Consider the following 14,918-nt stretch of genomic DNA (forward strand, 5'->3'; position numbering starts at 1 on the left):
GGCCCCGGGTTCCTTCGCCTGACGGATGTCCACGCTTTCTGCACCGTTGCCCGGCCGTGGCGTTTGTCTCTTGCCGCCGCAGTCGGCATGATGAGAGAGCCCACGACCGAAGGGATCTTGGCATGCCCGAGAGCAATCACGAGCAGGCGCGCAGCATACCGCTGAACCTGACGCTGGCGCTGGCCGCCCTGGTGGTGATCATTGCCGGCCTCAAGGCGGGCGCCAGCCTGGTGGTGCCGCTGCTGCTGGCGGTGTTCATCGCGGTGGTGTGCACCGCGCCGGTACAGTGGCTCAACCGCCTGGGGCTGAGCCTGCGCCTGGCGGTGTGGCTGACCCTGGTGGTGATCGGTGCGATCCTGCTGCTGCTGGCCTTGCTGCTGGTCAACAGCTTCGGCACCTTCGTCGAAGCCCTGCCCGGCATCGAGGAGCGACTCAACGACCTCTACCTCGATCTGCTGCAGAAGCTGGCCGGCCTGGGGCTGGCCATCGACACCGGCCGGGTCGCCGAGATGCTGGATATCGAGGTGGTACAGACCTGGGTGCCGAAGGTGATCGGCGAGCTGGGCAATCTGGTGATGCAGTCGGTGATCGTGGGGCTGCTGGTGGTGTTCATGCTCTTCGAGACGCTGAACATCCGCGACAAGCTCACCCGCGTACTGGCCAACCCGGCGCCCAGCCTGCGCCGCTTCAACGAGTTCAGCCGCACGCTCAAGCGCTATCTGGCGGTGAAGACGCTGATCAGCCTGGTGACCGGGCTGCTGGTGTGGGTCGCCTGTCGGCTGGTCGGCGTAGACTTTCCGCTGCTGTGGGCGGTGCTCGCCTTCGCGCTCAACTTCATTCCCAATATCGGCTCGGCGATCGCGGCGATTCCGCCGGTGCTGCTGCTGCTGGTTTCCCAGGAGGGCGGCGTGCTGCAGGCGCTGGTGCTGGCCTCGGCCTACCTGGTGATCAATTTCGTGCTCGGTAACCTGGTGGAGCCCAAGGTCATGGGGCGGGCCCTGGGGCTCTCCACCCTGGTGGCCTTTCTTTCGCTGGTGGTGTGGGGCTGGGTGCTGGGAGTGGTGGGGATGCTGCTCTCGGTGGTGCTGACCATGACCCTGAAGATCGCCCTGGACAGCCACCCGCAGACCCGCTGGATCGCCCACCTGCTGGGGCCGGGGGAGCGGCTGATCGACGACGAGCCCACCGCCGAGAAGGCCGACCGGCCGCCGTCCGAGCGTGGAAGGCAGCCCTGATTCGCTCCAGCGCCTCTTTCATAACGCAATCGCCCCGGCCAAAAGGCCGGGGCGATTGCGTCAGGGTAGACAGGGGGAGGGGTGATCAGCCGTTCTGATCGATGAACTGCGCCAGCTGCGACTTGGACTGGGCGCCCACCAGGGAGGCGACCTTGGTGCCCGACTTGAACAGCATGACGGTGGGGACGCCACGCACGCCTTGCTCGGCGGCGATTTCCGGCGCGTCGTCAACGTTGATGCTGACGACCTTGAGGTTGCCGGAACGCTCTTCGGCGACCTCGTCGATGACCGGGGCCATCACCTTGCAGGGGCCGCACCACGGGGCCCAGAATTTCAGCAGCACGGGCTTGTCTGCCTTGAGGACTTCCTGCTCGAAGTTGGCATTGGTGACATCGACGTTATTGGCCATGTGATTCTCCAGTTGCGTTGCGCTGCATCGAGCGAAAGATTCGGCGTGGCGTCCACGCCCGGTCGGCAGATGGTAGCGGTCGGCCGGGTTGCTGGCAAATGCGTCCTGTCCATGGCCCCCATAGTGGAGGGTGAGGCGGCGGCGGGGCAGGACGGGTCTCCCCAGGCGTCTTTAATATGCTATAAAGTAATCATATGATGTGCAGTTATTTCAATAAAGCATTAGTGATCGGCCCCTGAGGCGCCAGCCACGGCCGATTCCGGTGGTAACGGGAGGCACAACCGTCATGAAACTTCAGCAGCTGCGCTACATCTGGGAAGTGACGCGCCACAACCTCAATGTGTCGGCCACGGCGCAGAGCCTGTTCACGTCGCAGCCGGGCATCTCCAAGCAGATCCGCCTGCTCGAGGATGAGCTCGGGGTCGAGATATTCGCCCGCAGCGGCAAGCACCTGACGCGCGTCACCCCGGCGGGGCAGGCCATCGTCGAGCTGGCCGGCCAGGTGCTCCGCCTGACCGACAACATCAAGCAGGTGGCCCAGGAGCACAGCGACGAGCGCCGTGGCAGCCTGTCGATCGCCACCACCCATACCCAGGCGCGCTATGCGCTGCCGCCGGTGATCGGCGAGTTCACCCGCAAGTACCCCGATGTGGCGCTGCACATGCAGCAGGGCACGCCCAAGCAGATCGCCCAGATGGTCAGCGACGGCCAGGCCGACTTCGCCATCTGCACCGAGTCCCTGGAGCTGTTCAACGACCTGGTGCTGTTGCCCTGCTACCGCTGGAATCGCTGCGTGCTGGTGCCCAAGGGGCACCCCCTGGCCGAGGCCGGCGAGCCGACCCTGGAGGCGCTGGCGGAGCACCCGCTGGTCACCTATGTGTTCGGCTTCACCGGGCGCTCCCAGCTCGACGACGCCTTCCGTGCCCGGGGGTTGACCCCCAACGTGGTGCTCACCGCCGCCGACGCCGATGTGATCAAGACCTATGTGCGGCTGGGCCTGGGCGTGGGCATCGTCGCCCATATGGCGGTGGACCCGGAGCAGGACACCGACCTGGTCGCCCTGGAGGCCGGCCACCTGTTCGAGAGTTCGACCACCAAGATCGGTATTCGCCGCGGCACCTTCATGCGCGGCTTCATGTACGACTTCGTCAAGGGCTTTGCCAACCACCTCGAGCGCGACCTGGTGGACGCGGCCTTGGCCGCCGGCCCGCGCCATGAGGAGGGGTTGTTCGATGAGATCGAGCTGCCGATGCGCTAGCCGACTTTTCAGACAGAGCCCAGGCCCTGTCCGCCCCTTGGAAACGCCGAAGGCGCCGCGATTGCGGCGCCTTCGGCGTTTCAGGCGTTGCAAGAAAGCTGCCTGGCTCGGTTAGCGGCCCAGGTTGGTGCTATGCAGGCCGCACTCCTTGCCGCCCTGGTCTTCCCACCACCAGCGGCCTTCGCGCTCGTGCTGATGGGGCAGGATGGGGCGGGTGCAGGGCTCGCAACCGATGCTGACGAAGCCGCGCTCGTGCAGCGGGTTGTAGGGCACGTCGAACATGCGAATGTAGGTCCAGACGTCCTCGCTGGACCAGTGGGTCAGCGGGTTGATCTTGTAGAGCGGGCTCGCCTCACTGCCGAAGGCGGTGTCGTGCTCGGCGATCTGCAGGCTGGAGCGGGTGCCGGGGCTCTGGTCCCGGCGCTGGCCGGTGACCCACACCGGCAGCCCCGTCAGCCGCTTGCGCAGCGGCGCCACCTTGCGGATGCCGCAGCACTCCTGGTGGCCGTCGCGGTAGAAGCTGAACAGCCCCTTCTCGCGGACCATGGCCTGCACGGCGTCGGCGTCCGGCGAGCGGACGTCGATTTCGATGGCGTAGTGCTCGCGGACCCGCTCGATAAAGGCGTAGGTCTCGGGGTGCAGGCGGCCGGTATCCAGGGCGAAGACCTGGACGGCTTCCTTGGGGGCCACCTTGAGGGCCAGGTCGATCAGCACCACGTCCTCGGCGCCGGAGAAGGAGACCGTCAGCTCGCCGAAGGCCTGATAGGCGGCGCGCAGGATCTCCTTGGGGGTGTCCTGGTCATGCTCCAGGACGAAGCGATTGGGGTCGAAGTTCGACATCCTACCCTCCAGTACGGTCGATGGCCGTTACCCTAGCAAAGCCGGGGGGCGGGTCCCCAATACCGATTGGTTTGACGCTTATATTCCATTATGTGCTTAGCGATGGTGATTCTTATTCCAATGCGCCCATGAGATGGCGGATCTTGTCCAGGGTCTCGGTGTACTCCGCGTCCACGTCGGAGTCCGCTACCAGGCCGCCGCCGCCCCACAGGTGCAGCCAGCCGGCATCGGCCACGGCGGTGCGGATGGCGATGGAAGTGTCCATGTGGCCGCGCACGTCCACGTAGCCCAGGCTGCCGCAGTAGACGCTGCGCCGGCTCGGCTCCAGCTCGTCGATGATCTGCATGGCGCGCACCTTGGGGGCGCCGGTGATGGAGCCGCCGGGAAAGGCGGCCGCCAGCAGGTCCAGCGGCCGTCGCCCGGCGGCCAGCTCGCCGCATACGATGCTCACCAGGTGGTGAACGTTGGCGTAGCTCTCCAGCCCGCACAGCTGGGGCACCCGCACGCTGCCGGGGCGACACACCCGGCCCAGGTCGTTGCGCAGCAGGTCGACGATCATCACGTTCTCGGCGCGGTCCTTGAGGCTCGCCTCGAGTGCCGCGGCCAGCCGGCGGTCCTCCTCGGGGCTGGCGCCGCGGGGGCGGGTGCCCTTGATGGGGCGGGTCTCCACCCGGCCGTCGCTGGCGCAGTGCAGGAAGCGCTCCGGCGACAGCGAGAGAATGGCCTGTTCGCCCCGTTCGGTGGGCCAGGCCAGATAGCCGGAGAAGGGGGTGGGGGTGGCGCGGCGCAGCCGGCGGTAGGCGTCCCAGAGGTCGCCGGTGAAGGGGGCGCTGAAGCGCTGGGCCAGGTTGATCTGGTAGCAGTCGCCGGCGTGGATATAGGCCTGCACGGCATCGAAGCGCCGGGCGTAGCCCTGGCGGTCCTGTTCGCCGACGAAGGGCGCCTGCAGGCGGAAGGCGGGCCGTTCCCGGGGCGGCTCCGTCAGCCAGGCCGTGACCTGGCCCCGGCGCTCGGCGCTGGCCACCAGCCAGCTCTCGCCCGCCTGGTGGTCCTGGATCAGCGCCCAGTCGTAGAGGCCGAGCCGGCTGGCCGGCAGCGACACCACGGGGTGTGCCTGGCCGGCAACGGGCTCCAGGCAGCGGCCCAGGTCATACCCCCAGTAGCCGATCAGACCGCCGAGAAAGGGCAGCTCGCTGGCGGGTACCTCGAGGGAGAGGCTGTCCAGCAGCACCTGCTGGGCGGCGAAGGGAGCGAGCCCGGCGAGTCGCGGGTCGTCGTCGCTGATCCGGCCGCGGTCGTCGATGCTCAGGGTGCGCAGCGGGTCGCTCGACAGAATGTCGTAGCGACCGCCGGGGGCCACGGGGCGCCCGCTGTCCAGCAGCACGGCGCCCGGGCGGTGGCGCAGCGCCGCAAAGTAGCCCAGCGGGTCGGGGCGGTAGGGGAGCGGGGTAATCTCGAGTCTTGTAGTCATCGCCGGGGCCTTTCTGAACAGGCGCACCATTCTAGGGATCATGCCCGACTTTGTCCTATCCGCTGGCGACCTCCTGCGTTTTCCCTGTCAACGCTGGGCTATTGTCGACAGCAAACCCCGGCGGTGTAGAGTTGTCTACAACCAAAGGCGTAGCATATCGGCCTTGTCGCCCGGTTGACCGATGACAAGGCAGTGTCTAAAGTTCTCTCATCATTTAATTGTCGACAATCGCCATGAACTCAGTCGCACCAGAACAGAACACGCCGGAAGTTCGTACCCTGGCCGAGCGGGTCTTCCACGAGCTTCAGGATGCCATCGTCCGCGGGGAGCTGGCGCCAGGCAGCAAGATCACCGAGCCGGGGCTTTCCAAGACCTATGGCATCTCCCGGGGTCCCCTGCGTGAGGCCATGCGCCGGTTGGAGGCCCATCGCCTGATCGAGCGGGTGCCCCATGTGGGGGCCCGGGTGGTCAAGCTCTCGGTGAAGGAGCTGCTCGAGCTGTTCGACGTGCGCGAGGCATTGGAGAGCATGGCCGCGCGGCTGGCCGCCGAACACATGACCGCCGAGGAGATCGCCGGGCTGCGCGAGGTGCTGGCGGTCCACGAGCGCCAGGCCGACCTGCGCAAGGGCGAGGCCTACTATCAGCGCGAGGGCGACCTGGACTTTCACTACCGAATCGTCCAGGGCAGCCATAACCGCATGCTGATGACGATGCTCTGTGACGACCTCTACTACTTGGTGCGCCTCTATCGCACCCAGTTCAGCGCCAGCGGCTCGCGCCCCCAGCGGGCCTTCGTCGAGCACCACCGCATCGTCGATGCCATCGAGGCCGGCGACGCCGAGCTGGCCGAGCTGCTGATGCGCCGCCACGTCAGCGCCTCGCGGGCCAACGTCGTCGACCGCTATGCCGCGACCCTTGCCCAGCACAAAGACCCCGCCGAGACCAGTTCATAAGGCTGCCCGGTACAATCGCCACAGGAGAACCCAGATGACCACTCAACCCACTCCCGGTGCACGCTTTCGCGCCGCCCTCGAGGCCAACCGGCCGCTGTCCATCGTCGGCACCATCAACGCCTATACCGCCATGATGGCCGAGCGCGTGGGCCACCAGGCGATCTACCTCTCCGGCGGCGGCGTGGCCAACGCCTCTTTCGGCCTGCCGGACCTGGGCATGACCACCATGAACGACGTGGTTCAGGACGCCCACCGCATCTGCGGCGCCACCGACCTGCCGCTGCTGGTGGACATCGACACCGGCTGGGGCGGTGCCTTCAACATCGCTCGCACCGTCAAGGAGATGCAGCGCGCTGGCGTGGCCGCGGTGCACCTGGAGGATCAGGTGGCCCAGAAGCGCTGCGGTCACCGTCCCAACAAGGCCATCGTCTCCCAGCAGGAGATGGTCGACCGGGTCAAGGCCGCCGCCGATGCGCGGATCGATCCGGATTTCTACCTGATCGCGCGTACCGACGCCTTCCAGAAGGACGGACTGGACGCCGCCATCGAGCGCGCCCAGGCCTGTATCGAGGCCGGTGCCGACGCCATCTTCGCCGAGGCGGTGCACACCCTGGATGACTACCGGGCCTTCTGCGAGCGGGTCGACGCGCCGATCCTGGCCAACATCACCGAGTTCGGCGCCACCCCGCTGTTCTCCCAGCAGGAGCTGGGCGAGGTGGGGTGTCGCATGGTGCTCTATCCACTGTCGGCCTTCCGCGCCATGAACGCCGCGGCGCTCAAGGTCTACCAGAGCATCCACGACAACGGTCACCAGCGTGATGTGGTCGACATCATGCAGACCCGCGATGAGCTCTACGACTTCCTCAACTACCACAGCTTCGAGCAGAAGCTCGATGCGCTGTTCGCCGAGAAGGGCGCCGACGCCTGAACACCGGCGCCGCCAGTGACGAAAAAAACATGACCGACCAGGAGACTTGACCATGGCAGATAACCCCACCAGCAGCACCGGCCTGCGCGGCCAGAGTGCCGGCACCACCGCCCTGTGCACCGTTGGCAAGAGCGGCGCCGGCCTGACCTATCGCGGCTTCGATATCGCGGAGCTGGCCGAAAAGGCCAAGTTCGAGGAGGTCGCCTACCTGCTGCTCAAGGGCAAGCTGCCCAACCAGGCAGAGCTGGATGCCTACATCACCAAGCTCAAGGGCCTGCGCGGTCTGCCCCAGGCGCTCAAGACCGTGCTGGAGCAGATCCCCAAGGACGCCCACCCCATGGACGTGATGCGCACCGGCGCCTCCATGCTGGGCAACCTGGAGACCGAGCAGAGCTTCGATGAGCAGCAGGATGTCTCCGACCGCCTGTTGGCCGTGCTGCCTTCGATCATCTGCTACTGGTATCGCTTCAGCCACGACGGCGTGCGCATCGAGACCGAGACCGACGATGCCTCCATCGGCGGGCACTTCCTGCACATGCTGCGCGGCGAGCCGGCCTCCGAGCTGCATGCTCGCGTCATGAACGTCTCGCTGATCCTCTACGCGGAGCACGAGTTCAACGCCTCGACCTTCACCGCGCGGGTCTGCGCCTCGACGCTTTCCGACATGCACTCCTGCGTGACCGGCGCCATCGGCTCGCTGCGCGGCCCGCTGCACGGCGGCGCCAACGAGGCGGCCATGGCGATGATCGAGAACTGGACCTCCGCCGACGAGGCCGAGCGCGAGATCATGGGCATGCTGGACCGCAAGGAGAAGATCATGGGCTTCGGCCACGCGATCTATCGCGAGTCCGACCCGCGCAACGCCATTATCAAGGAGTGGTCGAAGAAGCTGGCCGAGGACGTGGGCGACACCGTTCTCTATCCGGTCTCCGAGCGCGTCGAGGCGGTGATGTGGCGCGAGAAGAAGCTGTTCTGCAACGCCGACTTCTTCCATGCCAGCGCCTATCACTTCATGGACATTCCCACCAAGCTGTTCACGCCGATCTTCGTCTGTTCGCGCGTCACCGGCTGGGCGGCCCATGTCTTCGAGCAGCGCGCCAACAACCGCATCATTCGTCCGAGCGCCGACTATGTCGGCCCCGAGCACAGCGAGTGGGTGCCGATCGAGCAGCGCGACTGATCGATCGCCGCCATCCGGACGGTCCCGCGGGGCCGTCCGGCCTCACACATCCTCGCCCCGACGCCTGCAAGAGACCCCTCACGCCATGAATACCGATTACCGTAAACCGCTTCCCGGCACCGAGCTGGACTACTTCGACGTGCGTGCGGCCGTCGAGGAGATCCAGCCCGGTGCCTATGACACCCTTCCCTACACCTCCCGGGTACTGGCCGAGCAGCTGGTGCGCCGCTGCGAGCCGGACATGCTCACCGACTCGCTCAAGCAGCTGATCGAGCGCCGCCGCGACCTGGACTTCCCCTGGTACCCGGCGCGGGTGGTGTGCCATGACATCCTCGGCCAGACCGCACTCGTCGATCTGGCCGGCCTGCGCGACGCCATCGCCGAGCAGGGTGGCGACCCGGCCAAGGTCAATCCGGTGGTGCCGACTCAGCTGATCGTCGACCACTCCCTGGCCGTGGAGCACGCCGGCTTCGATCCGGACGCCTTCGACAAGAACCGCGCCATCGAGGATCGCCGCAACGAGGACCGCTTCCACTTCATCGAGTGGACCAAGACCGCCTTCAAGAACGTCGACGTGATCCCCGCCGGTAACGGCATCATGCACCAGATCAACCTGGAGAAGATGTCCCCGGTGGTGCAGGCGCGCGACGGTGTCGCCTACCCCGATACCTGCGTGGGCACCGACAGCCACACCCCGCATATCGACTGCCTGGGCGTGATCGCCATCGGCGTGGGCGGCCTCGAGGCCGAGACCGTGATGCTGGGTCGCCCCTCCATGATGCGCCTGCCCGACATCGTCGGCGTGGAGCTCACCGGCAAGCCGAAGCCCGGCATCACCGCCACCGATATCGTGCTGGCGATCACCGAGTTTTTGCGCCGTGAGCGGGTGGTCGGCGCCTATCTGGAGTTCTTCGGCGAGGGGGTCAAGAGCCTGACCATCGGCGACCGCGCCACCATCTCCAACATGACGCCGGAGTATGGCGCTTCCGCGGCGATGTTCTACATCGATGAGCAGACCATCGACTACCTGACGCTCACCGGCCGCGAGCCGGAGCAGGTCGAGCTGGTCGAGACCTACGCCAAGCAGACCGGTCTGTGGGCCGACAGCCTGGCCAATGCCCAGTACGAGCGGGTGCTGACCTTCGATCTGTCCAGCGTTGAGCGCAACCTGGCCGGGCCCTCCAACCCGCATCGCCGCCTGCCCACCAGCGCCCTTGTCGAGCGCGGCATCGCCGTGGGCTCTTACAAGGACAGCGACAAGGCCCAGGCGGAGGAGAAGGCGGGCAAGATGCCCGACGGCGCGGTGATCATCGCCGCCATCACCAGCTGCACCAATACCTCCAACCCGCGCAACGTGGTGGGCGCCGCCCTGCTGGCCAAGAAGGCCAACGAGCTCGGCCTGGTTCGCAAGCCCTGGGTGAAGTCCTCCTTTGCGCCTGGCTCCAAGGTGGCTCGTCTCTACCTGGAGGAGGCCGGCCTGCTGCCCGAACTGGAGAAGCTCGGCTTCGGCATCGTTGCCTACGCCTGCACCACCTGTAACGGCATGTCCGGCGCCCTGGACCCCGAGATCCAGCAGGAGATCATCGACCGCGATCTCTACGCCACCGCGGTGCTCTCCGGCAACCGCAACTTCGATGGCCGCATTCACCCCTACGCCAAGCAGGCCTTCCTGGCCTCGCCGGCGCTGGTGGTGGCCTACGCCATTGCCGGCACGGTGCGCTTCGACATCGAAAAAGACGTGCTGGGCACCGATCAGAACGGCAACCCGGTGACCCTCAAGGACCTCTGGCCCTCCGACGAGGAGATCGACGCCATCGTCGGCGAGTTCGTCAAGCCGGAACAGTTCAAGCAGGTCTATATCCCGATGTTCGACCTGGGTGCCGTGGAAGAGGCCAAGAGCCCGCTCTACGACTGGCGCCCCCAGAGCACCTATATCCGTCGCCCGCCCTACTGGGAAGGCAACATGGCGGCCGTGCGGGCGCTGAAGAACATGCGGCCGCTGGCGATCCTGCCGGACAACATCACCACCGACCACCTCTCACCGTCCAATGCCATCATGATGGACAGTGCGGCGGGGGAGTACCTGCACAAGATGGGCCTGCCGGAGGAGGACTTCAATTCCTACGCCACCCACCGCGGCGACCACCTCACCGCCCTGCGCGCGACCCTGGCCAACCCCAAGCTCTTCAACGAGATGGTGCGGGACGAGAACGGCGAGGTGAAGCAGGGGTCGCTGGCGCGCATCGAGCCGGAAGGCGAGGTCACCCGCATGTGGGAGGCCATCGAGACCTACATGGAGCGCAAGCAGCCGCTGATCATCATCGCCGGTGCCGACTACGGCCAGGGCTCCTCTCGCGACTGGGCGGCCAAGGGCGTGGCGCTGGCCGGGGTCGAGGCGATCGTCGCCGAGGGCTTCGAGCGCATCCACCGCACCAACCTGATCGGCATGGGGGTGATGCCGCTGCAGTTCGAGGAGGGCACCACCCGCCACACCCTGCAGCTCGACGGCACCGAGACCTATGACGTGGAGGGCGCGGCCTCGCCGGGCGCCAAGCTCGAGCTGGTGATCCATCGCCAGACCGGCGAGGTCGACCGGGTGCCGGTGACCTGCCGCCTGGATACCGCCGAGGAAGTGACGGTCTACTCCGCCGGCGGCGTGCTGCAGCGCTTCGCCAAGGACTTCCTGGAGTCCTCGGCCGAAGCGGTTAGCTGAGGCCATGAGGCCGCGGTGGGGCCATCGGCTCCACCGCTTGTCGCAAGGCTACTGCAGTGAGCCGAGTCGCTCGAGGCTGCTTCGGCGACAGGTCTTCGAGGGGGCGCTGTGAACCCTTCCCTGGGCGCTACCGACGCCATCCCTGGCGTAGGACCCCCTCTCTGACCTGTCCCCGGCGCCTCTCGCGATGGGCTGCTGCACTATCCCTTCCTTGCCGCGCCTCCGAGCGCGGCAGCTTTTCCTCCGGAGTCTTCTTTCATGGCACATGTTCCCCAGATTCGCATTCCCGCCACCTATATGCGTGGCGGGACCAGCAAGGGCGTCTTCTTCAAGCTCACCGACCTGCCCGAGGCCGCTCAGGCCCCCGGCGAGGCCCGCGACCGGCTGCTGATGCGGGTGATCGGCAGCCCCGACCCCTACCAGAAGCAGATCGACGGCATGGGCGGCGCTACCTCGAGCACCAGCAAGACGGTGATCCTGTCGAAAAGCGAGAGCCCCGATCACGACGTGGACTACCTGTTCGGCCAGGTCTCCATCGACAAGGCGTTCGTCGACTGGAGCGGCAACTGCGGCAACCTCTCCGCCGCCGTGGGCCCCTTCGCCATCGCCAACGGCCTGGTGGACCCGGCGCGGGTTCCGGAAAACGGCGTGGTGGAAGTGCGCATCTGGCAGGCCAACATCGCCAAGACCATCGTTTCCCAGGTGCCGATCACCAATGGCCAGGTGCAGGAGACCGGCGACTTCGAGCTGGACGGCGTGACCTTCCCGGCGGCCGAGGTGCCGGTGGCGTTCAAGGACCCGGCCGATGGCGAAGGCGCCATCTTCCCCACCGGTAACCTGGTCGATGACCTGGAGGTGCCGGCTGAGGTGGTGGAGGGCGGGACGATCAAGGCCACCCTGATCAACGCCGGCATTCCGACCATCTTCGTCAACGCCGCCGATCTCGGCTACACCGGCACCGAACTGCAGGAGGCGATCAACGGCGATCCCGCGGCGCTTTCGCGCTTCGAGACCCTGCGTGCCCACGGCGCCCTGAAGATGGGCCTGATCCAGGACCTCGGTGAGGCGGCCAGTCGCCAGCACACCCCCAAGGTGGCCTTCGTGGCGCCGCCGACCCGCTACGTCGCCTCTAGTGGCAAGGAAGTGACGGAAGCGGAGGTCGACCTGCTGGTGCGGGCGCTCTCCATGGGCAAGTTGCATCACGCCATGATGGGTACCGCGGCGGTGGCGATCGCCTCGGCGGCGGCCATCGAGGGCACCCTGGTCAACCTGGCCGCCGGGGGCGGCAAGCGTAACGCCGTCACCTTCGGCCACCCCTCCGGGACCCTGCGAGTGGGCGCCGAAGCGAGCCTTGAAGACGGCCGCTGGGTGATCGATCAGGCGGTGATGAGCCGCAGCGCTCGCGTTCTCATGGAGGGCTGGGTACGCATCCCCGGCGATAGCTTCTAAGCCGAGCGGATCGAGCAAAAGCGCGCCCCGGGTCGCTGCGTAGTCGCAGGACTCGGGGCGTTTTCTATAGTGAGGGGAGGATAGCCATCCGCAACAGTGACAGGAGGACATCATGAGCAGCACCGTGGAAGCCAATGTGCGCCCGGACTATGACGCCGAGCTGCAGAAGATTGCCGACTATGTCCTCGATTTCGAGATCGACAGCAGCGAGGCGCTGGACACGGCGCGCAACTGCCTGATGGATACCCTGGGCTGTGGCCTGCTGGCGCTGCGCTTTCCGGAGTGCACCAAGCATCTGGGGCCGCTGGTGGAGGGCACCATGGTGCCCCATGGCGCCCGAGTGCCCGGCACCTCCTTTCGCCTCGATCCGGCCAAGGCCGCCTGGGACATCGGCTGCATCGTGCGCTGGCTCGACTACAACGACACCTGGCTCGCCGCCGAGTGGGGCCACCCCTCCGACAACCTGGGGGCCATTCTGGCGGTGGCCGACCACCTCTCCCAGAAGCGTGTGGCCCAGGGGGAGGCGCCGCTGGTCATGCGCGACGTGCTCGAGGCGATGATCCGCGCCCATGAGGTCCAGGGCGTGCTGGCGCTGGACAACGCCTTCAACCGGGTCGGCCTCGACCATGTGGTGCTGGTCAAGGTGGCCTCCACCGCCGTGGCTGCCAGGATGATGGGGGCCAGTCGCGAGCAGCTGCTGTCGGCGCTCTCCCACGCCTGGGTCGATGGCCAGAGCCTGCGGACCTACCGCCACGCGCCCAACGCCGGCTCACGCAAGAGCTGGGCGGCGGGGGATGCCACCTCCCGGGGCGTGCGCCTGGCCGATATCGCCCTGCGCGGTGAGATGGGAATCCCCGGGGCCCTCACTGCGCCCCAGTGGGGCTTCTATGACGTGCTCTTCTCCAAGACCAACAAGGATCAGGCGCTCAAGCCGGAAGCGGAGCGCAAGTTCTCCTTTCAGCGCGAGTTCGGCACCTATGTGATGGAGCACATCCTGTTCAAGATCTCCTTCCCCGCGGAGTTCCATGCCCAGACCGCCTGCGAGGCCGCCGTTACCCTGCACCCCCAGGTCAAAGACCGCCTTGAGGAGATCGACAGGATCGTGCTGACCACCCACGACTCGGCGATTCGCATCATCTCCAAGTCCGGGCCGCTCGCCAATCCCGCCGACCGCGACCACTGCCTGCAGTACATGACGGCCGTGCCGCTCGCCTTCGGCAGCCTGACGGCCGAGCACTACGAGGATGAGTTCCACGCGGCCAACCCGATCATCGATGCGCTGCGCGACAGGATGGAAGTGGTCGAGGAAGCGCGCTACTCCCGTGACTACCACGACCCCGAGAAGCGCTCCATCGCCAATGCCATCCAGGTGTTCTTCAAGGACGGCTCATCCACCGACAAGGTTGAGGTCGAGTATCCGATCGGCCATCGTCGCCGCCGTGCCGAGGGGATTCCTGTGCTGGAAGAGAAGTTCCGCCGCAACCTCGCGACTCGATTCCCCGGGGGACGCTGCGAGCACATCTTCGCCCTGTGCAAGGATCAGGCGCGCCTGGAGAGCACCCCGGTCAACCGCTTCGTTGACCTCTTCGTGATCTGACTTGCCAGGCTGGCCGTGGTCAGCCTGGCAGCCTCCGGCGAAGAAGCCGCCCGGACCGTGCGGGGGCCGCCGTGGTGCCTTGCCGATTTTCATGGCGCACTGGCCGTAAGTGGTCTATATTTTTTCGACGCGGAGGGGTTGCATGCCTGCGCGATAAACCGTAAAGTACGCATCCGCTGCCGGCGACGGGCAACGTTGCAGGCGGTGGAGAGAGTGGTAACTGGTTGTTGTTCTTTGGATTTTTCGGATCGCTTCGCAAAAATTCAGCTTGACGGCCACGGCGGATTCGGTAGAATACGCACCACTCGAATCGCAGCCGCTTCGGCGGTCTCGCGGGTCAGGTCGCAGGGCAGGCAAGACGCTTGACAGGGCTTGACACAGCGAAGCGAATCAGTAGAATACGCCTTCCTCGCAGGGCGCTGGCGAGGCCGCTGACAGAGTCAGTCGCCACGACAGCAAGCGAGACGCTCCGCTCTTCATGAGAGATGTGAAGAGAGTTGGGAGCCGCTCTTTAACAATCGATCAGGTAATTCATGTGGGCGCTTGTCGATGAGGTGGTGAGAAGTCACACCATTATCAAGGCAAGCGACTCGTCAAGGACCTTCGGGTCTTTTTGAGAACGTTTGAACCTTGAGCCAAGTTTGGTTCGCTTCCTCCCTCGGGAGGGTAAGAACTATATGATCTTAAACTGAAGAGTTTGATCATGGCTCAGATTGAACGCTGGCGGCAGGCCTAACACATGCAAGTCGAGCGGAAACGATGGGAGCTTGCTTCCAGGCGTCGAGCGGCGGACGGGTGAGTAATGCATAGGAATCTGCCCGGTAGTGGGGGATAACCTGGGGAAACCCAGGCTAATACCGCATACGTCCTACGGGAGAAAGCAGG

General features: G+C 66.1%; 11 protein-coding genes and 1 rRNA gene. 9 read left to right on the forward strand and 3 right to left on the reverse strand.

Annotation, left to right across the window (positions count from 1 at the left end):
• The first annotated feature begins 122 nt into the window (after nucleotides 1–122).
• Nucleotides 123–1,235, forward strand: coding sequence for an AI-2E family transporter (locus HOP52_RS13465; RefSeq protein WP_238977908.1), 1,113 nt, complete (start codon nucleotides 123–125; stop codon nucleotides 1,233–1,235).
• Nucleotides 1,236–1,320: 85 nt separating this feature from the next.
• On the opposite strand, the gene trxA is transcribed toward HOP52_RS13465, so the two are convergent.
• Entirely contained in the window at nucleotides 1,321–1,644 is a 324-nt protein-coding gene (gene trxA, locus HOP52_RS13470) for a thioredoxin (RefSeq protein WP_238977909.1), read from the reverse strand.
• A 286-nt stretch (nucleotides 1,645–1,930) separates the two neighbouring features.
• Here trxA and cysB point away from each other — a divergent pair, with 286 nt between their 5' ends.
• Nucleotides 1,931–2,902 (forward strand): HTH-type transcriptional regulator CysB, encoded by a 972-nt coding sequence (gene cysB / locus HOP52_RS13475; RefSeq protein WP_238977910.1) that lies wholly within the window; start codon nucleotides 1,931–1,933, stop codon nucleotides 2,900–2,902.
• 111 nt (nucleotides 2,903–3,013) lie between these two features.
• On the opposite strand, the gene HOP52_RS13480 is transcribed toward cysB, so the two are convergent.
• Nucleotides 3,014–3,742, reverse strand: coding sequence for a phosphoadenylyl-sulfate reductase (locus HOP52_RS13480; protein ID WP_238977911.1), 729 nt, complete (start codon nucleotides 3,740–3,742; stop codon nucleotides 3,014–3,016).
• Between the two features lie 112 nt (nucleotides 3,743–3,854).
• Nucleotides 3,855–5,213: an aminodeoxychorismate synthase component I gene (gene pabB / locus HOP52_RS13485; RefSeq protein WP_238977912.1), complete on the reverse strand. Its 1,359-nt coding sequence runs from the start codon at nucleotides 5,211–5,213 to the stop codon at nucleotides 3,855–3,857.
• Nucleotides 5,214–5,446: 233 nt separating this feature from the next.
• On the opposite strand from pabB, the gene HOP52_RS13490 reads away from it, so the two are divergent.
• From HOP52_RS13490 to HOP52_RS13520, 7 genes are all read left to right on the forward strand, one after another.
• Nucleotides 5,447–6,166: a GntR family transcriptional regulator gene (locus tag HOP52_RS13490; RefSeq protein ID WP_238977913.1), complete on the forward strand. Its 720-nt coding sequence runs from the start codon at nucleotides 5,447–5,449 to the stop codon at nucleotides 6,164–6,166.
• A 34-nt stretch (nucleotides 6,167–6,200) separates the two neighbouring features.
• Nucleotides 6,201–7,094 (forward strand): methylisocitrate lyase, encoded by an 894-nt coding sequence (prpB, locus tag HOP52_RS13495; RefSeq protein ID WP_238977914.1) that lies wholly within the window; start codon nucleotides 6,201–6,203, stop codon nucleotides 7,092–7,094.
• A gap of 52 nt (nucleotides 7,095–7,146) precedes the next feature.
• Nucleotides 7,147–8,274 carry a bifunctional 2-methylcitrate synthase/citrate synthase gene (gene prpC, locus HOP52_RS13500; protein ID WP_238977915.1) on the forward strand — a complete coding sequence of 376 codons (1,128 nt, stop codon included), beginning with the start codon at nucleotides 7,147–7,149 and terminating at the stop codon, nucleotides 8,272–8,274.
• 85 nt (nucleotides 8,275–8,359) lie between these two features.
• Nucleotides 8,360–10,987, forward strand: coding sequence for a Fe/S-dependent 2-methylisocitrate dehydratase AcnD (acnD, locus tag HOP52_RS13505; protein WP_238977916.1), 2,628 nt, complete (start codon nucleotides 8,360–8,362; stop codon nucleotides 10,985–10,987).
• A 258-nt stretch (nucleotides 10,988–11,245) separates the two neighbouring features.
• A complete protein-coding gene (gene prpF, locus HOP52_RS13510; RefSeq protein WP_238977917.1) occupies nucleotides 11,246–12,436 on the forward strand; it encodes a 2-methylaconitate cis-trans isomerase PrpF in 1,191 nt (396 codons plus the stop codon).
• A 112-nt stretch (nucleotides 12,437–12,548) separates the two neighbouring features.
• Nucleotides 12,549–14,033, forward strand: a complete 1,485-nt coding sequence (prpD, locus tag HOP52_RS13515) for a 2-methylcitrate dehydratase (protein WP_238977918.1) — start codon at nucleotides 12,549–12,551, stop codon at nucleotides 14,031–14,033.
• Between the two features lie 685 nt (nucleotides 14,034–14,718).
• A 16S ribosomal RNA gene (locus tag HOP52_RS13520) occupies nucleotides 14,719–14,918 on the forward strand; the annotation flags it as partial.

The sequence above is a fragment of the Billgrantia campisalis genome (genome assembly GCF_022341425.1).
GTDB classification, from domain to species: Bacteria; Pseudomonadota; Gammaproteobacteria; order Pseudomonadales; family Halomonadaceae; genus Halomonas; species Halomonas campisalis.